The organism is Halorhabdus sp. SVX81, assembly GCF_029207715.1.
Lineage (GTDB): Archaea > Halobacteriota > Halobacteria > Halobacteriales > Haloarculaceae > Halorhabdus.
In genome coordinates, this window is record NZ_CP104322.1 from 198,086 (window position 1) to 222,436 (window position 24,351).

Here is a 24,351-nt window from a genome sequence, read left to right on the forward strand (position 1 = left end):
CATGGACCAGGAATCGCCGAATCGGAGGACTGGGTCGGATGAGAGCGACAACGATCTGGATCGCTGTCTGTCCTTCGAGATCCGGGGTCCGTGGGGACACTTCCGGCGCGTCGAGGGGAACGTTGTCAAACAGACCTACCGGATCATTCCCCGAACGACCGTCGCCGGGTTGATCGCGGCGGTGCTGGGAATCGAACGGGACGGATATTATGATCTGTTCGGACCGGAGGTATCCGCGATTGCCATCCAGCCCGTCGAGGAACTGCGGACGGTCAACATGCCGATGAACACCCTCTCAACAGCAGCGGGAGATCTCACCTCGCTCAACCCACGCGGGAAGATCAGCATCAAACTCCCCAATCCCACGAAACTCCGCCAGCAACACAACTACGAGGTCCTCGTCGACCCTGCCTACAGGATCGACGTTGCGCTCGCTGACGACGAACGGTACGAACAGCTTCGTGAAACACTGGCCGCCGGGAAATCTCACTACGTCCCGAGTCTCGGTCTCTCCGAGTACCTCGCCGAGATCGACTACCTCGGGGAGTTCGATGTCGAAGCTGGCCCGGCTTCTGGGACCATCGCCGTCGACTCGGCTGTGCCCGACGCGATGAACGACGTCGTCCTCGATCCTGAAACGCGCTGCCAGATCGAGGAATCGCCGGCGTTCATGGCGTCCGACGGTGGCGGACGGACGACCACGGAGTACACCACGTACACATATAATCCCGACGCAGAGCCCTTGCAGGTCAGGGACGTACAAACCTCGCGAGTGGACGACCGGACCGTGGTGTTCGTCTGAATGGCGGAACGGTATTCCCATCCACCCGAGGGCGGGCGTGAGGGGGTCGGACTCGAGGTCCACCTCGCCGACGTTGCCGACCGCGTGGCACACGTCGTCCCTGACGATGCGACCACCCCGACCGACGAATCACTGCGATCTGTCGTCGAGACGCTGGCCTGGGTTCACGACTTCGGGAAAGCGACGACCCACTTCCAAGAGTATCTCCTCGAAAACAGCGAGGCTGACCCGCCGATGCTTCGGCATCACGCTCCGATCGGGTCGTTCGCGGCATACCATGCCCTCGACACACAGGGGTATGACACCGAAACGTGTCTGGCGGGCTTCGTCGCCGTGGCAAAACACCACGGCAAACTCCCGAACGTCGCGGAGTACGTCGTCGATCGAACACACCGACGAAACGGTGATTCGGGACAGAATACCGTTGAAAAGCGCCAGACAGTGGTACTCAAACAGATCAAGGACATCCACGACACCGTCCCAGACCTCGCAGAGAAGGTGTTCGAGAGCGCGACTGCTGGTTCCGGGGGCTGGGAATCGTTCGTGCGAAGATATCAGTCGGGGTCGCTGCTGAGTGATATCGAAGCCACAGTGGGAACGAAGACGGCCGGTCGCGGCGTTGACCCGGATGCACTCTCCACGTCCTGCTACGGGCTCGTCTTGCAGTGCTGGAGTGCACTCGTGCTCGCAGACAAAACCAGCGCCGCCGGTGCGGCGAACGAATCGGAAACCTATGCACCCAGGCAATCGGGCTTCGAGACACTCACCGAGTATATCGAGGATCTGGAGGCTGGCGTCACTGCGGATAAATACGGGACGAAAACAGAGCGCCTGAACTTCTATCGATCGGAAGCCCGGAAAGATATACTCGACAACGTGGCGTCGTTCGCCGAGAGTGGTGGGGGCATTGGGACGCTCACGCTCCCGACCGGGATGGGAAAGACGCTGGCCGGATTGTCGGCCGCTTTTGCACTCAGAGATGCCCTTGATGGCGATCACGTGGTGTACGCCCTTCCGTTCACGAGCATTATCGATCAGGTCGTCGACGAGATCGAAGAGATCTATGAGACCGACACTGCAGGACGACTCCTCACCGCACACCACCATCTCAATGATACGATAATTCGCGATACTGACGACCAGTCCGCTGACGATGCTGATCGGAACGACGATGTCGCAGGGATGCTTGGCGAAAGCTGGCGCGCAGGCCTGACAGTCACGACGTTCGTCCAGTTGTTCGAGAGTCTGGCCGGACCGCAAAACAGGCAGTCGATGAAACTCCCAGCACTCCGTAACGCCGTCGTCGTCCTCGACGAGCCACAGAGCCTCCCGCTGGACTGGTGGAAACTCGTCCCTCGACTTGTGGACGTGCTTACCGAGCAATACAACGCGACGGTTATCGCGATGACTGCCACGCAGCCACGGCTGTTCGAGGACGAATTCGAACTCGTGGACGACCCGGACCGATATTTCGAAGTCGTCCGTCGCGTTTCCTACGAGCTCGACGATTCGACCGAGCGCTACATCCAGTCTCAGAGCGAGCCAAAATCTTACGCGGCGGCCGCCAACGAACTCCGTGCGGCTGTTGAATCGGAGCTGACGACGCTCGCTGTCTGTAACACGATCGACAGCGCCCGGGAACTCACCGAACGGGTCGACGACGATGGCTTTGTCGACGTTGGTCGCCTGTACGACGAGGAACTGCAGAAGCAGGGATCGGTTGATGACGTTGATCCTGTAGAGCTCGCGAAACGTGTTGCAGCGACCGACGACAATGCACTTCTGCATCTGTCGACTCGACTTCGGCCTGCGGATCGGCTCACGCTGATCGAGACTGCAAAAGCGCTCACCGAACGGGGCCATCCGACGCTCGCGATCTCGACGCAACTCGTCGAGGCCGGCGTCGACATCAGCTTCGATCGCGTGTTTCGCGACCTCGCTCCGATCGACAGTATCGTTCAGGCAGCCGGCCGGTGTAACCGTTCTTTCGAGCGCGAACAGGGAGTCGTCACTGTCTGGTGGCTCGACGTGCCCGACGAGCAGTCGAAGACGCCGGCGGAAGCCGTGTACAATCGCGGGACAACGCTGCTTCCTACTGTCGCAGACACGCTCCGACAGATCCGGGACGAATCCGGATCGCTTTCCGAGACTGACGTAGCTCGAAGGGGTGTCGAACGGTATTTCGAACGGCTGCGAGAAGACAAGGATGTCGGGAAGCAAACGTATGCCGACTGGGTTGACGACGCGAAAGCGAACGAACTCGGAACCATTTCGCTCATCGACGAACAGCTTTCGGCAGAGATCGTCGTCACCCGAACGCCTGCTGAACGGGAGCGGGCGGAAGCGATACGGAACGCTCAACGCAACTATGAGTTTGAGGAACTTCGCCAGTTGCTCGACGAGACGAAGCCGCTGCGTATTTCGGTCCCGTATTACTCCGAGGATAGCGAGACCGCCGATGCCATCACGGATCTCCCGCCACTCGTCGAAGACGAAGGCATATATGAACTCGACGTGCAGCAGAATCCGTCACACTTCGACCGAACGACGGGCTTCGTCGTTCCCGAGGCGAGCGTCGATCACCAGTTCCTATGAGTGGACACACTGACGAGCGGACCGGCGAAACCGACCCTGTCGATCTCCTGCTCGAATCAGCACGCGACGAGGCTGTCGAGTCGTCGTTTCACGTTACCGGCGTAATGATGCAGTACTATGAGGTCTGTGAGCGCGAACTCTGGTTCGAAAGCAGGGACATCGAAATCGACCGAGAGAACCCGAACGTCGTCCGGGGCACACACGTCGACGAGACGGCCTACGACGAGAAACGACGGAATCTGAGTATTGACGGTCGGATCGCGCCCGACCTGCTTGATGACGGCCGCGTCGTCGAGGTGAAGCCGTCCTCGACGCTAGTCGAGCCGGCGCGTCTCCAGTTGGTGTACTACCTCTGGTATCTCGATCGGGTCGTCGGCGTCGAGAAAGAGGGTGTGCTGGCTCATCCGACCGAACGAAAGCGCGAATCGGTCGAACTGACAGACGAAACTGAACAGCAAGTCGAGGACGCGATTCGCGGGATTTACGACGTGATTCGAAGCGAGACGCCACCGCCCGCGACGGAAAAGCCGTTCTGTGAGTCGTGTGCGTACTACGACTTCTGCTGGAGCTGTTGATCCATGAACGACAACTACCACATCTTCTCGGACGGACGGGTCGAACGCCACAACGACACGGTACGACTCGTCACCGAGGACGACGAGAAGAAGTACCTCCCGATCGAGAACGCCGAAGCGCTGTACCTCCACGGGCAGATCGACTTCAATACGCGGGTGATCTCGTTTCTCGACGACCACGGCGTCGCGATGCACGTTTTCGGCTGGAACGACTACTATTCGGGCTCGATCATGCCCGAGCGTGGCCAGACGTCGGGTCAAACGGTCGTCGAACAGGTCCGGGCCTACGACGACGAAGCCCATCGTGGCAACATCGCCCGTGAGATCGTGGCGGGAAGCATCCACAACATGCGGGCGAACGTCACCTATTACGACAACCGGGACTACGATCTCGGCGCGACACTCGAGTCACTCGACCGTCGACGTGACGAGATCAAGTCCGTGGCGTCAGTCGAGGAAGCAATGGGCGTCGAAGCGAGTGCGCGACGTGCCTACTACGCGATCTTCGATCAGATTCTGCCCGACGGCTTCGTCTTCGGGGGTCGAAAGTACAATCCGCCAAACAACAAGGTGAACAGTCTGATATCGTTCGGCAACAGCCTGGTCTACGCGAATATCGTCTCGGCAATCCGGGCCACGGCACTCGATCCGACGATCAGTTATCTCCACGAGCCTGGCGAACGGCGGTACTCGCTGGCACTGGATCTCGCTGATCTGTTCAAGCCCGTCCTGACCGATCGCGTCGTCTTCCGACTCGTGAATCGGGGCCAGTTGTCCGACGACGATTTCGATTCGGAGATGAACGCGTGTCTGCTCACCGAGAGTGGCCGGGAGACGTTCTCGAAGGAGTTCGAGCAGACGCTCGACCGGACGGTCGAGCATCCGAACCTCAACCGGAAGGTCAGCTATCAGTATCTCCTGCGAGTCGAGGCGTACAAACTCAAGAAACACCTCCTGACTGGCGAGCCCTACGAGGCTTTCGAACGGTGGTGGTAACATGGTGTATGTTGTCGCCGTCTACGACGTCGAAGCGGACCGAACCTACCTCTTTCTGAACTTCTTGCGTCGGTATCTCACACACGTACAGAACTCGGTGTTTGAGGGTGAAATCACAGAGGGCGATCTCGAAGAGGTCAAGGGAAAACTTGATTCGATGCTAGAGCCCGGCGAGTCGGTGATCGTCTACCGGATGAGTTCCGAACAGTATGTCTCGCGTACTGTCTACGGCGAGGATCCGACCGAGGACAGCCAATTTCTATAGTGTCGTCATCGACCCCCCGGGTCTCGTGGGCTATTGCCGGTCGACGAAAACACTAACTTCCAGGCAAGGGTATCACGCGCTATATGGCCGGTTTCGGCCATGGTTTCAGACGGACCCTCGTGGGGTTGAAGCACGTTTCCCGAACCACCACGCGAGAATAACGCTCCGGTTTCAGACGGACCCTCGTGGGGTTGAAGCACTCATTTGTCGAACCCAATCCGCAACCCGTATCGGTTTCAGACGGACCCTCGTGGGGTTGAAGCCGTGTGTGAAAGGCGATATAACACTCCAAGAAGAATGGTTTCAGACGGACCCTCGTGGGGTTGAAGCCAATTTGTAGGTCTCAAGGAGGCCGATGTGCTATGAGTTTCAGACGGACCCTCGTGGGGTTGAAGCCAGACCAAGCGACCAGCGGTGGAAGAGGCTAAACGGGTTTCAGACGGACCCTCGTGGGGTTGAAGCACTGAGGACGGCAGTGCGGCCAGCCATCCACTCAGTGTTTCAGACGGACCCTCGTGGGGTTGAAGCCAAAACGCCGAGAATCCCCACGTCCTGCCCCGAGACGGTTTCAGACGGACCCTCGTGGGGTTGAAGCATGGGACGAGTGCGGATGTTGTGACCGTCGTTTCGTGTTTCAGACGGACCCTCGTGGGGTTGAAGCCTCGCTGCCCTCCTCTGCGGTCATTGTTTGAGCACGTTTCAGACGGACCCTCGTGGGGTTGAAGCTCTCCGGGTCCTGGTATCACGTTGAACGCCTGTCGGGTTTCAGACGGACCCTCGTGGGGTTGAAGCGAAATCTGTCGAATATCGGCGGCGGTGGTGGGCTTAGTTTCAGACGGACCCTCGTGGGGTTGAAGCGAGTACCTCGCGCCGCGCGGCGCGGCCGGCCGGCTGGTTTCAGACGGACCCTCGTGGGGTTGAAGCGAGCGTCACGTTCACGCCGGAAGCGCCGAAGGTTCCGTTTCAGACGGACCCTCGTGGGGTTGAAGCGAACCCGGGGATTTGGCCCCGAAGCGGAACGCTACGGTTTCAGACGGACCCTCGTGGGGTTGAAGCGACGAAGTGGGCGCGAAGTTGCATGTCGCTGCGGAGTTTCAGACGGACCCTCGTGGGGTTGAAGCGGGCAACCGCGTCCCGCAGCCCTCGCAGCGACGAATCGGGTTTCAGACGGACCCTCGTGGGGTTGAAGCGCTCCGGTACGCCTACCTCACGGCGGGGGGTGGGTTTCAGACGGACCCTCGTGGGGTTGAAGCCCCTCGGTGGTCCAGACGACGTATCCGGGATCAGCAGTTTCAGACGGACCCTCGTGGGGTTGAAGCACGACGTCCAGCACATCCACGGCCACGAAGGCAAGAGTTTCAGACGGACCCTCGTGGGGTTGAAGCAAACCCCGCCCGGCCCGTTCTCGGCCAACACTTTGGCGGTTTCAGACGGACCCTCGTGGGGTTGAAGCCCCGATGGACAGGTCATTGTCGATATACAGTTTCCGTTTCAGACGGACCCTCGTGGGGTTGAAGCCTCGGGGACGCCGTGCTCGACCAACCGCTCGGCCAGGTTTCAGACGGACCCTCGTGGGGTTGAAGCGGAATGTCGTAGGGACTCATCCCGTCGAGGACGGGTTTCAGACGGACCCTCGTGGGGTTGAAGCGAGACGATATAGCCGCCCGCCCTACTCGTCGACGGCGTTTCAGACGGACCCTCGTGGGGTTGAAGCCATCTCCTGCTCGAAAGCCTCCTGGCGCTCTTCGAGTTTCAGACGGACCCTCGTGGGGTTGAAGCAACTACCGGGCCGACATCGACGCCGAGCACAACGAGTTTCAGACGGACCCTCGTGGGGTTGAAGCAACTACCGGGCCGACATCGACGCCGAGCACAACGAGTTTCAGACGGACCCTCGTGGGGTTGAAGCCACGCTAGCCGTGGGTGGCGTGATTGCGGTAATCCTCGTTTCAGACGGACCCTCGTGGGGTTGAAGCAAAGACGACACGTTCCTTACTAACGGAATCAGCCGGGTTTCAGACGGACCCTCGTGGGGTTGAAGCGTCGGCCCCGTGCAGTACGCGCCAGCGCCCCATCAGTTTCAGACGGACCCTCGTGGGGTTGAAGCCCCGGCGGCGATCTCCTCGTCGCGCTCGGCATGGTGTTTCAGACGGACCCTCGTGGGGTTGAAGCGTGATCGGGTCCTTCCCGAAAACGGTCGCACACGCGTTTCAGACGGACCCTCGTGGGGTTGAAGCACCTTTCGCGCCGGTTCAGCGGCCATCAATATGATAGTTTCAGACGGACCCTCGTGGGGTTGAAGCCAACTGGATGCGAGGTTAGCCTGCACCGTCGCAAACTGGTTTCAGACGGACCCTCGTGGGGTTGAAGCCTCGTCGCCTACGGCAAGAACGTCCAGGACAGCCTGCGGTTTCAGACGGACCCTCGTGGGGTTGAAGCACCTGGCTGAAGATCATCCCCTCGCCGATATCCATCGTTTCAGACGGACCCTCGTGGGGTTGAAGCCGCGAGTGAGTACTCGTCACCCCCCGCATCCGGGGTGGTTTCAGACGGACCCTCGTGGGGTTGAAGCGCCTTCACCGCCAGGGAACACGAGGATGACGCCAGTTTCAGACGGATCCTCGGGGGTTGAAGCGTCCTTGATCTCGCCGTGGGCTTCGGCGAGCGATCTTTGGTATATACTTACGTTTAGCGAAGCTCCCACCCGAACTCTGTCTCTGGCATGGTGTCCTCCTATGAAAAGACGCCCTCGGCTGCCGCGTCAGGCCCGCGTCGCAGTGATCGTGAGAGATACCGTCACTTCGCCGTCAGGGCTCGCGCCGTAGACGCCAGTGTTGTCGAACACCAGATCATACTCTCCTGCCCCGACTGACGTAGTTAGCTGTCCACTCTCCGCAGCCGTCCGTTGAGCGCGGTGTTGGACATCTGAGTTTCTGTCCCGGTAACGATCGTACTCGTCGTCATCAAGGAGGATGACGTCGATCGGGCCGCCGTCAGTCACCTCGAACTCAACACTGTACTCGACAGCCACATCCGGCTCGAGGATGCGTGTCGCGTACCGACCGGAAGGGATCGTGACCGTTCCCTCGAGCGTCTCCGACGTCAGCCCGGAACTCCGCTCGACATCCCAGCCCTCGCCGTAGACTCGGTGCGTGGTCTGGCCGAGCGAGTCCAGCGCGACGATCGCGCCACCGCCCAGGAGCACCGCGCCACCGCCCAGGAGTAACCGCCGGCGCGTTACCAGCGTCGGGCCGTCGCCCGCCCCGCCGGCCCCGAGGGCCTCGTCCGCCGGTGGCTCTTCGGGCGCACGCCCCGTCTCGCCGAGGAGATCAGATCCACACTCACTGCAGTACCGGCCAGAGCCGGGCGCTTCGGCCCCACACACCGGGCAATATGTTGGCGTCTCAAACTCTACCATGTGTGGATCTGTGTATGGGTATCAAATATATTTCGGGGCATGGTCACTTCCACTGGGCTGTTTGGACAGTCAGCGCGAGCTGGACATCTCGCCACGGCCACCAGTTTCAGACGGACCCTCGTGGGGTTGAAGCCCAGCCGATGCTAACCCGTCGCTCGTTGCTTAAAACGGTTTCAGACGAACCCTCGTGGGGTTGAAGCGACTCGCAGGCGGGTGTGATCGCGACGATCGGTGCGAGTTTCAGACGGACCCTTGTGGGGTTGAAGCAACGACTTCCCGGCCTACGGCGAAGACTCCGAGATGGTTTCAGACACACTCTCGTGCGGCGACTTCTTCCAAAACCAGCACTGTGACGGAATCGCGTTTCCGACCACTCGGCAGTGTCACTCCAAGTTTAACCGAATCCTACACGTTTTCGATCCGCCCGTCTCGCGACCGCCAGTCTCCACGATCGAGGAGTCGTTCGAGCATCGGCCGAAGATCGTCGGCGGCGACGCCGAAGTATTTCTCGCGGCCGACAGGCGTCCGGAACTGGACGATACAGGTGTGATCGGTGGCTTTGAAGACCGTCAGCATACTGCCGGTCGTGCGGTTTCCGGCGGCGAACAATCGTGATGTCCCCCCGCTCGTTACACGTGACCCGAGTTCCCAGCTCAGTGATTCGATCGCCGCCCGGTCGATCGGCAGAATGTCGGCGAGGTGTTTGCCGTCCCCCGAATCGGATCCACCCTGCCGCGCCTCACGGGATGACATACCACTGCATACGCGATGGGTTACTAAAAATGACGCCATTCGAGCGCTCTCTTGTGGCGTGGTAACACGTGTGTGAACCAACAAGCCTATATACTGGTGTGGTATACCATGTCATGTATGGCGACCGCACCGAGCACCGACGACGTCATCGATCAGTTCCTTGCCCAGCGCGGGCACGAAACGGACGCGGTCGGATGGGACGAGAGTTATAATAAAAAGCAGTGTCCCGAGTGTGGTGGATTACACGAGGCGACAGCCACGGAATGCTCGGTCTGTGAGTGGACGCCGGCGCGGTCAAGCTAGGATCGCGTTCGAGCTTGGTGGTCCTCCGGCTCCGGTTCGGACATCTCCCAAGATTTTTCAGCACCGCCAGAATACCTATCGTCAGTGGACGAAAAACGCCCCATTGAAGAGGTGCTGGATACGATCGGGGATCAGCACGCGCGCCACGTGCTCGCGGCCGTCAGCCAGGCACCCAAGTCGGCCAAGGAACTTAGCGAGGAGCTCGAGCTGTCACTGCCGACGGTCTATCGTCGGCTCGAAATCCTCGAGGAGCACGATCTGGTCAGCGACCAGACGAGCGTCGCCGAGGACGGCAACCACTACAAGGTCTATGAGTCGAACTTCGAGAGCACCGTCATCAGGCTCGAAGACGACGAGTATCAGGTTCGGATTTACCGATCGGAGAACTTGCCCGACCGGTTCGGCCAGCTCTGGGACGACCTCAACCTCGAGTGAGACCGTGTCGCTTACCGCAACTCTTTGAGTAGCTTAATATAGGGAGCTTGTCAAACTGGAGACGATCGTACTATGGTCGACACCGTGGTGCAGTATGGACAGGGGGCCCTGGTGTTGTTACGACTCGTGCTCTTCGGGCTGACGCTCGGGATCACGCTCATTAGCTTTCAGGCGTACCAGAAACGACGGAGCGAGCGACTCCAGTATGCGTTTATCGGGTTCGCTTTCATCAGCATGGGAGTCGCCGTCAGCAACATCGTCTCGCAGATGTTTACGTCCCAACCGGCTCCGCGAGTGCGGCTATTTTTCGATATGACCCAGACAGTGCCGTTTATCATCGGCTTTGCCATGCTGTACGTCTCGTTGTACCGGTAGCGAATTGGGGTACTTTCGCGGTCAGGGAAAAGTCACGTCGCTTATGAGGGGGCGGCCCTAGTTACTGTGCAATGACTGAATCGACGTCCCAGGTGACCCGTCTGTTCGGTGGGCCTGGCAGCGGGAAGACGACGGCGTTGCTCGACCGGGTCGAGGACCTCCTCGAAGACGACGACGTAGACGTTCGGGATGTCCTCGTCGTCTCGTATACGCGGGCAGCTGCCGCGGAGGTTCGCGAGCGGCTCGCCGAGCGCCTCGACGTCTCGCCGCGCTCACTCAAGGGCAACGTGTGTACGATGCACGCAAAGGCCTACGAGTTGTTGAACCTCTCGCGTGGCGACGTCGTGGGCGAGTCCGACAAACAGGAGTTCGCCGAGGAGTACGGCATCGAGTACGAGGATCAGTACGAAGGTGGCCGACGGCGAACGGCCCGATCGACGACGATCGGCAACAAGATCATCGCCACGAGCCAGTGGCTCCAGCGCACTCGCCGGGACGTCGCCGACTGGTACGATGTCCCCTTCAAGTGGAACGACGAGAAGGTCCGACTGCCGCCGGAGATCGACGAGAACGCTCAGACGGGCAACAAGTACACCCCGACGTGGCCCAGCGACGACGACCGGATCGACGTCCCGGAAGTCATCCGCGCCTGGCGGTCGTACAAGGGCGAACACGGCCTGGTCGGGTTCGCCGACATGCTCGAACGCGTCAAGCAGCGCTCGCTGCTCCCCAGCGTCGATTACCTCGCCATCGACGAGTTCCAGGACATCACGACGCTGCAATACGACGTCTACGAGGAGTGGAAAGCCCACGTCGACCACGCGCTGATCGCGGGCGACGACGATCAGGTCGTCTACGCCTGGCAGGGAGCCGACCCCAACCTCTTGCTCGAAGAGGAGGGCGAGGACGTCATCCTCGACACCTCACATCGACTCCCCTCGGAAATCCTCGAAGTCGTCCAGCGCGAGGTCACCCATATCGACCAGCGCCAGGAGAAGAACCTCTCGCCGCGCAAACAGGGGGGCAACGTCGAGGCCGTCCGGAACCCGTCGATGCTCGATCTCGTCCGGAACGTTCGGGGGACCGTCGAGGAGGACGACGGCACCGTCATGGTGTTGTTCCGGGCGCGCTACCAGATGTTCCAATTTGTCGATGAGTTCATCGACGAGGGCATCCCCTTCCGGACGATGACCGACCAGCGGATGTGGACCGACCGCCTTACGGACTACGTCAACGGGATCGAGGCCCTCGCGGCGGACGAACCGTTGACAGCGTTGGAGGGGCGACGGCTCGCGGACATGCTCGAAGACACGGCCTTCGGGACGGGCGAACGCGACGATCTCTTCGACGATCTCGAAGAACGACAGGAAGCCGCCGAGACGGACGACCTCACCGAGATCGAGGTCGAGCCCGACCTCATTCGCGATCACGCCCCGTTCCTGCCGGAACCGCCGGCCGCCGCCGACATGGTTCGGAAAGTCACCAGCTTCCAGGAACAGACGATCGACGCGTACTTCGCCGGCGACTACGAGGGGATGGACCCCGGGCGGGTTCGCCTCGGCACGATCCACAGCGCGAAGGGTCGGGAGGCCGATCACGTCTTCGTCGCGACGGATCTCACTGAGAAGGTCGTCGAGCAGATGGCCGCGACCGTCGAGCGCAACGAGATCGACGTGCCCGCTGTCGATGAGTTCACCAAACACACCGATCCGGTTCCGACGCTGACCGACAACGAGCGCCGGGTCTTCTACGTCGGGCTCTCCCGTGCCCGCGAGCGACTCGTCGTCCTCGAAAACCTCGTCAGCGGCGCGCCGACGCTGCCGATCGACGTCCTGTTGAACAACGAACCCAGCGAGGACCCAGAGGCGGCTCTCGCGTCGATTCTCGGCGAGGAAGCGGCTGCCGTCCACTGATCGGCTGTTCCGTTCCCCGACCGCTTTCACTCGTCGATCAACTGTCCGTCGAGATAGTTTTCGACGTTGTCACGGGTCGACTGTGATACTTTCACGAACGAGACGACGCGCTCGCCGCTCTCGTCTCGGTCCTGCTGGATTTCGAGCTCGATGCCCATATCCCGCAAGTGCGAGAGGAGTGCCTCGATCACGGCAGGGTCGTCCCGGACGGTATGTTCCTCCCCCACAGTCTCGCCGCGCTCGACCGCTCTGACGGTTTCGACCGCGGGCAAGAGGATCGCTTCCCCGAGTTCCTGGGCTCGCTGGCGGGACTCACCCTTCGTTCGATCCAGCTCGACGGCCTGGAACACCTCCCGGAGAACCCGCGGAAAGACGAAGTCCCGCCCGTAGTCGAAGGGGAGCGAGAACGCGTGTTCCAAATCAGCTTGATGCGTCGCCGATGTCGTGTATTTCAGCTGCCGGGTACCGTCCATCGACTGCAGCACGACCCCTTCTTTGCCCTCACGGTCCAGGTCGTCGATCACCTCGCGAACGGCCTCGGCCGCCTCCGCCGGATCGTACTCGCCGAACTCGGGGACCGTCGCCAGATCGTGGCGCGCACAGAGCTCCCGCCGGTGATCGACCGTCAATGGCCGGCCCGTCTCTCGGTCACGGACGTCGAACACTTCGAAGGCAGCCGACTCGACTGTGGGATACTCGTGTGGCGTGTAGGGGTTCTCCGGGCCGATCAACTCCCCACAGAGCATGCGCTCGGGATTGGCGTCGAAAAACGAGTCGGGGTCGAGTAGCTCCCTGACTTTGCTGGTGGTGTACGGACAGATGTATCCGCTCCGGGTGAACCCCAGGACGTCGCCGTCGATCCGGGCGACGCGGACGTTGTAGCCGTTGCGCTTCTCCTCGATCGTGACTCGCCCGTCGAAGTGCTCGGCGATCCCCGGGTCGAGCACCAGCGTTCGCGGGATCGACGGAAATCCCCGGACGACGGTCCCGTCGACGATCACGGTTCCACGCTCGATCCCGTGGCGGGCAGCCGAGAGATGGCGGTAGCGCCGCCCCTTGAAGACGCTCTCCTCGAACGCCTCCAGGACCGAATCGACTTCCGCACTCCTGACGCCGAGAACCGCCGCCCAGTCGCGATCCTCGTCCATGCTGACAGCTACGGCGTCCCGACCAATAGCTATGGGGGGTGATAACACGCCACTCCGGTACGTAATACAAAAACCGCGGCCAGAACCCTCAGGCAGTGGCGGATTCGGCGTCCTCTTCGGCCTCGCGCTCGGCTTTCTCCTCGGCTTCCTTGTTGGCCTTGATCTTTTTCATCCGGAAGATCTCCTCGCGTTCCTGCTCTTCGAGCTTCTGCTCGATGTAGTTCTGACTCGATCTGAGATCGGGCAACAGCGTGAACTCCAGGGCGTTGACACGCCGCTTCGTGGTCTCGATCTCGTCGAGCAGTTCCTTCATCGCGGTCTCGACCTCGGCAGCGAGGATGATCTGTTCTAAGAGTTCCTCGTAGACTTCCGCGACCTCGTCGATCCGGGCGCTCGTCCCGAGGACCCCGTACCCGCGTTCGTCCAGGCTCTTGCGCACCTTCGTCGATTCGATCTGCGGGACGACGACGCCCATGATGTTCTTCGACTGGGTGGTGATCTCGGGGTGTTCCTTCAAGGCCGCCGCCGCGCCACGCACCGCGACGTCGCCCTCCATCGCCCGCGCCATGTCGATGCGCTCTTGGGCGCGGTCGTAGGTCTCCTCTAAGTCCGCACGGACGTTCTGGGCCTGGTCGAGGATGTCCATGAACTCCATGATGAGGCCGTCACGCTTCTGTTCGAGCGTGTCGTGGCCCCGCTCGGAGAGTTCGATTCGATCCTCGATCTGCATGAGGTTCTTTCGCGTCGGCTTGACGTCCTGGGCCATTACCACCCGATAACCGAGCCACTCAGTTAACGCTTTTCAGTCGGTATGAGATAGAGCTTGGATACGCTACTTTAGGTCTGACAGATATGAGACCAGCATGAAAGCCCCGAGCCGTTCGACTCGGGCGACTCGCTGCGCTCCTCACTTCGTTGCGGTGCTTGCGTCGTCGGCCTTCGTCGAATGCCTCGCCCCTTTCAGTCCCACCCGTGTCGGCTTCTTCACTGGCTATCGTGGGTGGGACTGAAAGGGGCCGATCGCTCTATCTGGCCCGGACGAAGTAAGGACCGCAACGAAGTGAGGACCGCAGCGAGTCCCGGACAGTCGAGCGATCGGGGGCTTTCTGGCTGTTGGTAGTACTGCCCCTCGCCTCGAACTTCATCCGACCATCAACTGCGTAACTCCCTACCAGAACCCTTGCTCACGGTCAATCCAGGTGACGATCACCACGTGGGGCAGGGTCAGGACGGCGATGCCAACGAGATAGACACCGATCGCGCTCGCTAATCCCTCGCTCGCTGGCGTCAGAACGTACAGCGCCCACAGGAAACCGCCGGCAGCGAGCGTCGTCGGCAACGCTTCGACCGCCAGCCGACCGGCCGGCTTCAGCCACTCGCCAGCCGAAAGCGAAGACGCCGTCCGCTGATCCAGCAACCCAACCCGGACGATGTGACGCAGCGAGTGCCACAGACAGAAGTACGCCCCGATGGCGAGCACTGGCTCGACGAGAAGGAAGAACACCCACAGCAGTGCCGTCTCGGCCGCGTCGATTCGCCAGCCGCCGTTGTCGCTCTGCCGACGACCGTTCGCCTTCGCCAGCCGCCACCCGCGCCACAGCGTCAGCACGGTCACGAGTCCGAACCCCACCGCTACGATCGCTTGCCCGCTCGGCTCGAACAGCCACGCCGACCCGATCGACCCGCCGAAGGGCTCGACGAAGGTTTCGAGGACGGCCAGATACCGGTCGGGAAAGCCCACCAGCGGGACCGCCATCGGCAACCCGCCGCGGACCACTGTCGTCAGCGCCTGCTGGATGCGATCGTCGAGGTGGCCGCCGCCGAAGGCGTCCCGGAGAACGAACAACTCGCCCTGGCCCCAGTGGAACCACGTCAGCGCGATGAACACCACGGCGGCCGGGACCGGCGCGAGAAGCCACACCGCGAGGTAGGCCCCACCCAGGACCGCATAGAGGACGCCAACGATCCCGAGTCCCCGTGCGTCAACCCGTCCGGACAGCGCCCGCGGCAGGGCGACGTAGTCCAGCGCGCCGTGGGGCAGGCCAAAGACTACGACGCTCGCAGCCAGGGGCAGATACCGGACGGACTCCGGTAGCGGGGCGAGGAGTGGGACGACGACGGCAAGCCCGAGTAGCGGCAGCCACCCGGTCCACCGGAGGAAGGCCCCGAGGCTAGCGGCCAGCGTCCCGTCGATCCCACGCCGGTCGGGCATCGGTTGCACGCGTGTCTCGGGGTGGGCCAGCGTCAAAAACCGTTGGGTCGGCCCTCGCCGTCAGCTACCGTCGTCACGCCGGCGATAGTAGTACTTCGAGGCGTAGAACGTGAGGACGGCGACGACCCACGTCACCACGACGGGAGTCGTGACGGTCCCGCCCGTCGCGAACTGATACCCGCCGATGGCGACCAGCAGAAGGATCGTCGCGAGAAACCCGTTCCGGGCGGCGCGAACGAGTGGATCGGCTTCGACCATGTGTGAGGAGCGGAAACGCGATCAGCTTCAGTCGTCGGCTTCGGCAGCTTCGACCGTCGCGTCCGACCCCTCGTCGTAGTAGGTCTCGATGAACTCCTCGTCGATGCGGTTGAGTTCCTCTTTGGGTAGATCCGAGAGCAGATCCCAGGCGATGTCAAGGGTCTGGTCGATCGACCGGGCGGTGTCGTAGCCCTGGTCGACGAACTCGCTCTCGAAGCGGTCGCCGAAGTCCAGATACTTGTTGTCTCGCTCGCTGAGTGCTTCGCGACCGACGATGTTCACGAGGTCACGCAGGTCCTCGGCCTCGGCGTAGGCCGCATACAGCTGTGACTGGACGTCGCCGTGGTCCTCGCGGGTCAGCCCCTCGCCGATCCCCTCGTCCATGAGCCGCGACAGCGACGTGGGGACGTAAATCGGCGGCCGGACGCCCTGGCTGTTGAGGCCACGATCGACGTAGATCTGGCCCTCGGTGATGTAGCCTGTCAGGTCCGGGATCGGGTGGGTGTCGTCGTCGCTGGGCATCGTGAGGATCGGGATCTGGGTGATCGACCCCTCGACGCCCTCGATCCGACCCGCGCGCTCGTAGAGGTTCGCCAGGTCGGTGTACATGTACCCGGGGTAGCCCCGGCGACCCGGAACCTCCTCGCGGGCGGCCCCGATCTCCCGGAGGGCCTCACAGTAGTTGGTCATGTCCGTCATGATCGTCAGGACGTGATACCCCTTCTCGAAGGCCAGGTACTCCGCCGTGGTGAGCGCCAGCCGCGGCGTGATCGTCCGCTCGACTGCGGGGTCGTCCGCGAGGTTGAGGAAGACGACCGAGCGTTCCAGCGCGCCGGTCCGCTCGAAGTCGTCCATGAACTCGTTGGCCTCCTCGGCGGTGATCCCCATCGCCGCGAAGATCACGGCGAACTCACTTTCCTCCTCGTCGTCCTCTTCAGGCACTTCGGCCTGGCGCGCGATCTGGAGGGCGAGTTCGTTGTGGGGCAACCCCGACCCGGAGAAAAGCGGCAGCTTCTGGCCCCGGACGAGGGTGTTCATGCCGTCGATGGCGGAAATCCCCGTCTGGATGAACTCCCGGGGATACTCCCGGGAGAACGGATTGATCGACGCGCCGACGATGTCCTGGCGGTCGTCGGGCACGATGTCGGGGCCGCCGTCGATCGGCCGGCCGGTCCCGTCGAGCACCCGCCCCAGGAGGTCCTCGGTGACGGGCATCTTCATCGTCTCGCCCAGGAACCGGACCGAGCACTCCCGGTCGATCCCCTGGGTGGACTCGAAGACCTGGATCGCGACGTGATCGCTGGTCGATTCGAGCACCTGCCCGCGACGGGTGTCGCCGTCGCCGACTTCGATCTCGACGATCTCGTCGTAGCCGATCGGCTCGTCGGTCTCGACGAACACGAGCGGCCCACTGACTTCGGTGATCGTCTGGTATTCTTTCATTGGTAGGTCCCCCTGAGTTGGGATTCGATGTCGTCTTCGAGCTCGGCGACGAACTCGTCGTACTCCTCGGTCGTCCCGATCCGGTTGAGCCGCGGCGCGGCGTCGATGTCCGTGATCTCGTCGACCGGGACGCCCGCGTCCAGCGCGTCGAAGGCCTCGTCGTTGAACGTCTTGATCGCCTGCATCATCCGGTAGGTCTTCTGGGGTTCACAGTAGGTGTCGACGTCGTGTAAGGCGTTCTGCTGGAGATATGACTCCCGGATGTACCGGGCGACTTCCAGGGTGAGCTGCTGGTCGGCCGGCAACGCGTCCTGGCCGACCAGCTGGACGATCTCCTGGAGGTCGCTCTCCTCGTCGAGAACGTCGATGACCCACTGGCGGATCTCCGCCCAGTCGTCGGCGACCTCAGATTCGAACCACGGATCGAGCTGATCGCGATACAGCGAATACGATTCGTCCCAGTTGATCGCCGGGAAGTGCCGGCGATCGGCCAGGTCGGCGTCCAGCGCCCAGAAGGTCTTGACGATCCGCAGGGTGTTCTGGGTCACCGGCTCCGAGAAGTCACCGCCGGGTGGGCTGACCGCCCCCACGACGGTGACCGAACCCTCGGTGCCATTGGCGTTCTGGTAGTAGCCAGCCCGCTCGTAGAACTCGCTGAGGCGCGCCCCGAGATAGGCGGGATACCCCTCCTCGCCGGGCATCTCCTCGAGTCGCGAGGAGATCTCCCGCAATGCCTCGGCCCACCGCGAGGTGGAGTCGGCCATCAGCGCGACGTCGTAGCCCATGTCCCGGTAGTACTCGGCCATCGTGATGCCGGTGTAGACCGACGATTCACGCGCCGCGACGGGCATGTTCGACGTGTTGGCGATCAGGCTCGTCCGGCTCATCAACGGCTTGCCCGTCTGTGGGTCCTCCAGGTCCGGGAAGTCCTCGATGACCTCGGTCATCTCGTTGCCACGCTCGCCACACCCGACGTAGACGACGATGTCCGCGTCGGCCCACTTGGCGAGCTGGTGCTGGGTGACCGTCTTCCCGGAGCCGAAGGGCCCCGGAATCGCGGCCGTCCCGCCCTTCGCGACGGGGAAGAGACCGTCGAGGATGCGCTGGCCCGTCACCAGCGGATCGGTTGGGGTCTCCTTGTCGCCGGCGGGCCGGGCCTGCCGGACCGGCCACTCCTGGCGCATCTGGATCTCCTCGCCGGTATCGAGTTCGACGACCGTCTCCTCGACGGTGAAGTTGCCCTTCTTGGTATCGATGACTTCGCCACCCTCGTAATCGGGCGGCACCATCACCTTGTGATCGATACTCTCTGTCTCGGGAACGGTCCCGACGATGTCGCCGGCGGTGACCTCGTCGCCTTCCTCGACCTCGGGAGTGAACTCCCAGGTTTTCTCCAGATCGACACCCGGCGCGTCGACCCCACGGTCGAGGAACGCCGAGTTCATCTGCTCTTCGAGTCCTTCGAGGGGGCGCTGGACGCCGTCGTAGATGTTGTCCAGCAGCCCGGGCCCGAGGTCGACGCTCAGGGGCGCACCCGTACTCTCGACGGGGCCGCCCGGCGCGACGCCGGAGGTCTCCTCGTAGACCTGGATCGTCGTCAGGTCTCCCTCGATCTCGATGATCTCTCCCATCAGGCCCTCCGAACCGACGCGAACCACGTCGTTCATCCGGGCCTGCAGGCCCGTCGCCGTGACGACGGGACCGCTCACGCTCTCGATGACGCCGTCTTCACGGACGTCGGACGTTGTCGCTTGACTCATACGTTAGTCTTCCTCCATCAGGTCGATACCGACCGCACGTTTGATCTGGTCGCGCAATCCACCGCTTCCCGCTCCGCCGCCGAGCGTCACCAACACCGGATCGACGCTCGTCTCGACGCGCTCGCGGACCGACCGCGAGAGGTGATCGATATCCGGATCGTGCATCACGATGATGCCGACATCGTCGTCTTCGAGCATCGTCGTGACCGCCTCGTCGACCTCTTCGGTCTCGGGGTCATCCGAGATGGTGGCGAACGTCCGGATGCCGGCAAGCCGGAAGCCGGTCGTGAAATCCGCACTCCCGATGACTGCGATCTCTTTGCTCATAGCATCACCAGCTCCCGCTGGATCTCCTCGGGCGAGAGCCCACTTTCGGTCCCGCGGGCGATCGCCCGGATGTTGTCTATCTCCCGCTCCTTGGCCAGTACGTACGAGAGAACCGCCGTGATAGACACCGGATATCGGTAAGATAGCCGGTCTGCGTACTCAAGCAACGCCGCTTCGATGGCGTGTTCGAACTGGATCAACTCCTCGGCCGAATCCAGGGCATCGAGCGCCTCGGACAGCTCGTCGCCGTACTGGCTCTCGCGGATGTGATCGAGTAACTGCCCTTCGTCCTCGACGAGCTGGCGGACCGCCGTCGCATCGAACAACTGGCCCCCCTCGATGTAGTACTCGGCGGGGTCCATGTCCGCGCCGCTGCGGACCAGCCGCAACGCGTTCCGGAGGTTCCGGAAATCGATCTCCGCCCGCAGGAACTCGAGATAGTACCCGATCGCGCTGCCCGTCTCCGCGCTGTCCGGCAATCCGGCGAGCAACGCCTCGTAGAACGCCCGGTCGACGGCGTTCTCCAAGGGCACCAACAGTCCCGTCTCCTCGAAGTCATCGAAGGCAGCCACGAGCGGGTCGTGGAAGATCGTCTCGTCCAGCCGCTCGATGACGCCCTCGATCGACTCCGCAGTTGCCAGCTGGTCGAGTTCGTCCTCGGTGAGTTCGCCCGCCCGGATGAAGTCGGACTCGATGGCCTCGGCATCCGCTCCCGAGTAGATCCCCCGAAACACCGTCTTGATGTTCCAGGCGTCGAACTTCCGGAGGTACCTGGCGACGTAGTCATAGAGTTGCCCCTCCGACCACGACAGCAGGTCCTCGAAGTGCTTTGCCATGTTCCGTGTCAGCGCGTACTCGATGAGGTCGACCCCGGAATGCCGCGAGCCCAAGGCGTTCATCTCGCGCTCGTACTCGCTTTCCTCCATGAACCGGGCGATCTCGCCGGTCCCCATCCGGACGAGCTTGCGGTAGTCGTCCTCGTCGAACAGCGAGGCACGACGGGAGCGAACGCGGGCAACGACGTACTCGTAGTTGCTCTTTGCGCCGCTGGGGTTTCTCATGGGACTCATTGCTCGGTTGTCTCGGCGTCGTCGGCGAGGTCGCCGTCGACGTCAGTATCTTCGAAGAGGCGATCGCTGATCGCCTTGATCTGGTCCTCCCAGACGTCTTCGAGTACCGAGTCGAACGTGTTGTTCACCCTGACCCTGGACTCGTCGCTCTCGACGACGACGCCGCCGAGACAGTCGCGTTCGCCAGCCAGGGTCGCGTCGTAGTCCGCAAGGATCGATTCGAGCAACTCGGCGTCCTCGGGCCGACCGGAGACGCGCACCTCGCTCCCCTCGAACTCCGCAAGCGCGTTTTCGAGGAGTTCGCGGGTCAACGTCTCGCGTCGGTCCGCCTCGAGGGTCGCGAGCCCGTCTTCGACCTGGCTGCGAACCGTTTCGAGGACTTCCCGGCGTGCGTTCAGCCGCTCCTGTTTGGCCTCCAGGTTCGCACTCGAGAGCCGGCGCTCGCGCTCCTGGGCGATCTGGCGTTCGATCTCGCGCTCGCGCTCGGCGACGATCGACTCGGCGTCGTCCTCGGCCTCGCTGACGATCGATTCGGCTTGCTCGTCAGCGGCCTCCGTGATCTCTCTCGCACGCGAACGGGCTTGCTCCCGGATGTCTTCGACGACCGTTTCGAGGCTCATGAATATCGAGAACCTCGGTTTCTACGATAGCGTCAGGAAGACGACGACCAGTGCCAGGATGACGAGCGTCTCCGGGAGGACAGTCAGGATCAGCACCTGTCCGAACAGACTGTCGTCCTCGGCGAGCGCGCCGACGGCCGCCGAGCCGATACCTCGCTCGGCATACCCCGCTGCCAGCGACGCGAGACCCACGCCAAGTGCCGCAGCCGAAAGCGGTTCGAGAACGACCATGTTCAGTTCCCTCCTTCGGTCCGGCCAGCTAGTTCGGAACGCGATACGGTGTCACCGTCGGTCGACAGTAGTGGTTCACTCATGGGTTTGCGAATAGATCCTGTTCGGTTCAGGAACATTGGTTTTCGGACATCCTGGAATCGGATCACAACCCTCATAAAGCTTCTCAAAGCGGTCGAGACGCGTGGAGTGGGAGTTATCGAATACGGTCGACTGGTGGGGGTCAGTAGCGAGCCCACGTTCGGGGAAACATACCGGCTGTCGCCCGGGTAGTTTCAATCCTCGGCCGTATATTCGCGCTCGTGTCCGAACGGCCGGTAGGCCGTCCCACCGCCCTCGTAGAACTTCCCGAAGAACTCGACGTATTCGAGACGGACGGCCTGGAGGCCGGCCGAGGAGACGCCAAGCACCAGCACGACCAGGTGGCCGGCCACCAGGACGACGATGCCGGCGAGCCAGCCAAGCGCGATCATCACGGGCTCGCTCCCGTTGACCAGACCCGCGAAGACGACGTAGTCGGGATTTGGCGCATGCTCCATGAAGAAGATGAAGTGGAACTCCCCTTCATGCAGCGTCGCGCCGAACACCAGCAGGTTGACGACCAGCGCCATGCCGGCCTTCGCCAGCAGGACGGCCGCCAGCCGGGTGTAGGACACCACGTGACCGAACGCCTGCGTGATGCTCTCGACCAGTGCGATGCCACCCTCGGCGTAGATCGCCAGGACGAACCCGACGGCCGTCAGCACCAGCCCGGCCGTCCCGACCGTCGGCGAAAACCCGGTAAACCCGAGTGGGATGGCCGCCGCCTCGCCGCTGCCGAAGGCGGTGAACATGAACTCGGGCTTGGGGCCACGGGCCTGCGTGCTGAACACCCACAGCCAGATCCCGGCGGTGAGCATGATCCAGGAGCCGCTCTCGGCGAAGGCGTCCCACAGCCCGTGGTGGAGATTGTTCGCGAAGTCGATGACCCGGCCGACGATCAGGTGGAGCACGCCGGCGACGAGACTCGCCACCAGCCACGCCTGGGCGAAGGCGACGTAGTGGGGCTGGAGTCCCTTGTGAATCGGCGGGTGGCCGTTCCAGACGATCTCGCCGAGCTGGTGGAGCCCGAAGATCTCGCCGTACAGCACGCCGAAGACGGCAGTGAAGCCGCCGGCCCACATGCCGACGCCGCCGAGACTCTTCAGTGTCGGCTTGTCCAGGCGACTCCAGATGCCATACCCCGCGATGAAGTACAGGATCCCGTAGCCGAGGTCGCCGATCATGAACCCGAAGAAAAGCGGGAAGGTGAGGAACAACGCGAGCGTCGGATCGAGTTCCGTGTACTTCGGCCGGTTGATGACCTCGACCAGCGACTCGAAGGGCGCGATCCCGCCGGGATTGTCCTGGACGACGGGCGGGTGCCCCTCGCTCATCGTGAGCGGGCCAACCGTCCGGCCGCCGTCCGCGGCGACCTCCTCGGCCGACTCGTCCGCCTCTTGACCACCAGCGCCCTCGACCGGCTCTCGCTCGGTGGGATGGCCCTCGTCGTCGTAGTCAGCGCGCTCGAGTTCGTCGATCTCGAGGTGATCGCCGACGGCCGACCGGAGTGCGGACTCGAAGCGGTCGACGTCCTCGGTCGGGATCCAGCCCTCGGCGACGAAGGCGTTGTCCGTCGTCGCGAACGTCAGCGGCGCTTCCCGCTTTTGGACCTCGACGGTGAGTTTTTCCTCGGCCGCCAGCAGGAACCCGCCGACGTCGAGTTTGAGCTCCTCGAACTCGTTTTCGACCGTCGAGAGCCGCGACTCGAGTTGCTGGCGGCGGTGTCTGAGTTCGCTCAGATACGTCTCCGGGTCCCCATCGCCGTCGGGCATGTCGACAGCCGCGAAGTCGGTCCCGACGAGGGCGTCCCCGAGCGCTTCGTCGTCGGCCGGGTAGGCGAACGCGGCGAGCGTGTTCCCGTCGCCGAACACCTCGGTGGCGTCGAACGCATCGGCCGACTCGAGTGCCGTGCTGACGCTGTTTGGATCGCCGTTGCCGACAGCGACGGACAGCGAGTCGTACCCGGAGAGCAGATCCAGGTCGATACCGAGGTCGACGAAGAACTCCATCCGCTCGATGTCCTCCTCGACGTTCCGGATGTCGGTGCGCAGCGCGTCCCGGCGGTCGTCGAGCTCGTTGACCTCCTCACGGATCTCTTCGAGATCTGATTCGAGCGCCTCGTCGGTCACCAGCCGCGTCGGACCGGCGTCCTCGGGCTCGACGCCAAGAGTCGATTCCAGTGCCCGCACCGTCACGAGCTTGTCCGAGGCGTCGTCCGCGCCTTCCGCCGGGTCGCCAGGGTCGAACCCCTCGAAGGAACCGTCGTACTCCGTGATGTGAAGGACATCGAGGTCGTGGACGGTCTCGATGACGTCGGTCATCACGCGCTTTGCGCCGGCGACCGAGACCCGGCTCATCCGCTCAGGTCTGAGCATGTACCTCCTCCGCGAACGCTTCGAGGACATCCTCGACGACCTCGTCGATGCGCTGTTGGGCTTGGGACTCGAGTCGCTCCCGTCGGTTGGCACCGTCCTCGAGGATCTCCTCGCGGTCGGATTCTATCTCTTCGCGCGCGTCGGCGAGACGCTCTTCGGCCATCGCTTCGGCGTCCGCGTGGGCCTGCTCACGGATCTCCTCGGCCCGCTCGCGCGCCTCTTCGAGGCGCTGTTCACGCTCGTTTTCGGCCTCGGCGACGATTTCGTCAGCCTCTCGCTCGGCCTCCTTGATGCGGTCGAGAACCTCGGGCCTGGGCATTTGTCAGTCGTGATTTGCGAGAGCGCCTATATGGGCGTTGCGAAGTACTCACGGGATTTCGGCAATCCATTCCTGAT

The 24,351-nt window shown here is 62.7% G+C and carries 23 protein-coding genes and 1 CRISPR repeat array; of the genes, 9 read left to right on the forward strand and 14 right to left on the reverse strand.

Translation table 11 applies throughout. The annotated features are described in order from the left end of the window. Window position 1 precedes the first annotated feature (1 nt). From cas5b to cas2, 5 genes are read left to right on the forward strand one after another with little or no spacing between them, the layout of a single operon-like run. Window positions 2-802, forward strand: coding sequence for a type I-B CRISPR-associated protein Cas5b (cas5b, locus tag SVXhr_RS00900; protein WP_275738638.1), 801 nt, complete (start codon window positions 2-4; stop codon window positions 800-802). Further along, a complete protein-coding gene (locus SVXhr_RS00905; protein WP_275738640.1) occupies window positions 803-3,397 on the forward strand; it encodes a CRISPR-associated endonuclease Cas3'' in 2,595 nt (864 codons plus the stop codon). It begins immediately after the preceding gene. Further along, entirely contained in the window at window positions 3,394-3,972 is a 579-nt protein-coding gene (gene cas4 / locus SVXhr_RS00910) for a CRISPR-associated protein Cas4 (protein WP_275738642.1), read from the forward strand. Before SVXhr_RS00905 ends, cas4 begins: the two co-directional genes overlap by 4 nt. A gap of 3 nt (window positions 3,973-3,975) precedes the next feature. Continuing rightward, complete coding sequence (cas1b, locus tag SVXhr_RS00915; protein WP_275738644.1) at window positions 3,976-4,968, forward strand: type I-B CRISPR-associated endonuclease Cas1b; 993 nt, start codon at window positions 3,976-3,978, stop codon at window positions 4,966-4,968. A 1-nt stretch (window position 4,969) separates the two neighbouring features. Next, a complete protein-coding gene (gene cas2 / locus SVXhr_RS00920) occupies window positions 4,970-5,233 on the forward strand; it encodes a CRISPR-associated endonuclease Cas2 (RefSeq protein WP_015789198.1) in 264 nt (87 codons plus the stop codon). A 102-nt stretch (window positions 5,234-5,335) separates the two neighbouring features. Beyond that, a CRISPR array of direct repeats spans window positions 5,336-7,869; the repeat unit is 30 nt; unit sequence GTTTCAGACGGACCCTCGTGGGGTTGAAGC. 125 nt (window positions 7,870-7,994) lie between these two features. Here cas2 and SVXhr_RS00925 read toward each other — a convergent pair. Both SVXhr_RS00925 and SVXhr_RS00930 read right to left on the reverse strand, forming a co-directional pair. Further along, the gene (locus tag SVXhr_RS00925; protein WP_275738646.1) at window positions 7,995-8,651 is read right to left on the reverse strand and encodes a zinc ribbon domain-containing protein; all 657 of its coding nucleotides are present in this window, start codon (window positions 8,649-8,651) and stop codon (window positions 7,995-7,997) included. A gap of 405 nt (window positions 8,652-9,056) precedes the next feature. Continuing rightward, window positions 9,057-9,404 (reverse strand): hypothetical protein, encoded by a 348-nt coding sequence (locus tag SVXhr_RS00930; protein WP_275738649.1) that lies wholly within the window; start codon window positions 9,402-9,404, stop codon window positions 9,057-9,059. Window positions 9,405-9,521: 117 nt separating this feature from the next. On the opposite strand from SVXhr_RS00930, the gene SVXhr_RS00935 reads away from it, so the two are divergent. The 4 genes from SVXhr_RS00935 to SVXhr_RS00950 all read left to right on the forward strand — a co-directional run bounded on the left by SVXhr_RS00935 (window position 9,522) and on the right by SVXhr_RS00950 (window position 12,430). Then, entirely contained in the window at window positions 9,522-9,707 is a 186-nt protein-coding gene (locus SVXhr_RS00935) for an HVO_0416 family zinc finger protein (RefSeq protein WP_275738651.1), read from the forward strand. A gap of 84 nt (window positions 9,708-9,791) precedes the next feature. Beyond that, window positions 9,792-10,142, forward strand: a complete 351-nt coding sequence (locus SVXhr_RS00940; RefSeq protein ID WP_275738653.1) for a helix-turn-helix domain-containing protein — start codon at window positions 9,792-9,794, stop codon at window positions 10,140-10,142. 72 nt (window positions 10,143-10,214) lie between these two features. Then, window positions 10,215-10,517, forward strand: a complete 303-nt coding sequence (locus SVXhr_RS00945; RefSeq protein WP_275738655.1) for a hypothetical protein — start codon at window positions 10,215-10,217, stop codon at window positions 10,515-10,517. 71 nt (window positions 10,518-10,588) lie between these two features. Further along, the gene (locus SVXhr_RS00950; RefSeq protein ID WP_275738657.1) at window positions 10,589-12,430 is read left to right on the forward strand and encodes an ATP-dependent helicase; all 1,842 of its coding nucleotides are present in this window, start codon (window positions 10,589-10,591) and stop codon (window positions 12,428-12,430) included. A 26-nt stretch (window positions 12,431-12,456) separates the two neighbouring features. Here the strand turns inward: SVXhr_RS00950 and SVXhr_RS00955 are convergent, their stop codons facing one another. The 12 genes from SVXhr_RS00955 to ahaH form a co-directional block, all read right to left on the reverse strand. Beyond that, complete coding sequence (locus SVXhr_RS00955; RefSeq protein WP_275738659.1) at window positions 12,457-13,578, reverse strand: RNA ligase; 1,122 nt, start codon at window positions 13,576-13,578, stop codon at window positions 12,457-12,459. Between the two features lie 88 nt (window positions 13,579-13,666). Continuing rightward, window positions 13,667-14,344 carry a V-type ATP synthase subunit D gene (locus tag SVXhr_RS00960; protein ID WP_275738660.1) on the reverse strand — a complete coding sequence of 226 codons (678 nt, stop codon included), beginning with the start codon at window positions 14,342-14,344 and terminating at the stop codon, window positions 13,667-13,669. 402 nt (window positions 14,345-14,746) lie between these two features. After that, window positions 14,747-15,790, reverse strand: coding sequence for a Brp/Blh family beta-carotene 15,15'-dioxygenase (locus SVXhr_RS00965; RefSeq protein WP_275740843.1), 1,044 nt, complete (start codon window positions 15,788-15,790; stop codon window positions 14,747-14,749). 60 nt (window positions 15,791-15,850) lie between these two features. Continuing rightward, entirely contained in the window at window positions 15,851-16,048 is a 198-nt protein-coding gene (locus tag SVXhr_RS00970) for a hypothetical protein (protein WP_275738662.1), read from the reverse strand. 27 nt (window positions 16,049-16,075) lie between these two features. Further along, a complete protein-coding gene (locus SVXhr_RS00975) occupies window positions 16,076-17,491 on the reverse strand; it encodes a V-type ATP synthase subunit B (protein WP_275738664.1) in 1,416 nt (471 codons plus the stop codon). Next, complete coding sequence (locus tag SVXhr_RS00980) at window positions 17,488-19,251, reverse strand: ATP synthase subunit A (RefSeq protein WP_275738666.1); 1,764 nt, start codon at window positions 19,249-19,251, stop codon at window positions 17,488-17,490. The genes SVXhr_RS00975 and SVXhr_RS00980 overlap by 4 nt, the downstream gene beginning before the upstream one ends. Window positions 19,252-19,254: 3 nt before the next feature. Further along, a complete protein-coding gene (locus SVXhr_RS00985) occupies window positions 19,255-19,578 on the reverse strand; it encodes a V-type ATP synthase subunit F (protein ID WP_275738668.1) in 324 nt (107 codons plus the stop codon). Further along, the gene (locus SVXhr_RS00990; protein WP_275738670.1) at window positions 19,575-20,648 is read right to left on the reverse strand and encodes a V-type ATP synthase subunit C; all 1,074 of its coding nucleotides are present in this window, start codon (window positions 20,646-20,648) and stop codon (window positions 19,575-19,577) included. The genes SVXhr_RS00985 and SVXhr_RS00990 overlap by 4 nt, the downstream gene beginning before the upstream one ends. Next, window positions 20,645-21,268 carry a V-type ATP synthase subunit E gene (locus tag SVXhr_RS00995; protein ID WP_275738672.1) on the reverse strand — a complete coding sequence of 208 codons (624 nt, stop codon included), beginning with the start codon at window positions 21,266-21,268 and terminating at the stop codon, window positions 20,645-20,647. The genes SVXhr_RS00990 and SVXhr_RS00995 overlap by 4 nt, the downstream gene beginning before the upstream one ends. Window positions 21,269-21,289: 21 nt before the next feature. Then, window positions 21,290-21,499, reverse strand: a complete 210-nt coding sequence (locus tag SVXhr_RS01000; RefSeq protein WP_275738674.1) for a hypothetical protein — start codon at window positions 21,497-21,499, stop codon at window positions 21,290-21,292. Between the two features lie 275 nt (window positions 21,500-21,774). Beyond that, window positions 21,775-23,955, reverse strand: a complete 2,181-nt coding sequence (locus tag SVXhr_RS01005) for a V-type ATP synthase subunit I (protein WP_275738676.1) — start codon at window positions 23,953-23,955, stop codon at window positions 21,775-21,777. Beyond that, window positions 23,942-24,274: an ATP synthase archaeal subunit H gene (ahaH, locus tag SVXhr_RS01010; protein ID WP_275738678.1), complete on the reverse strand. Its 333-nt coding sequence runs from the start codon at window positions 24,272-24,274 to the stop codon at window positions 23,942-23,944. Before ahaH ends, SVXhr_RS01005 begins: the two co-directional genes overlap by 14 nt. Window positions 24,275-24,351: the final 77 nt, after the last annotated feature.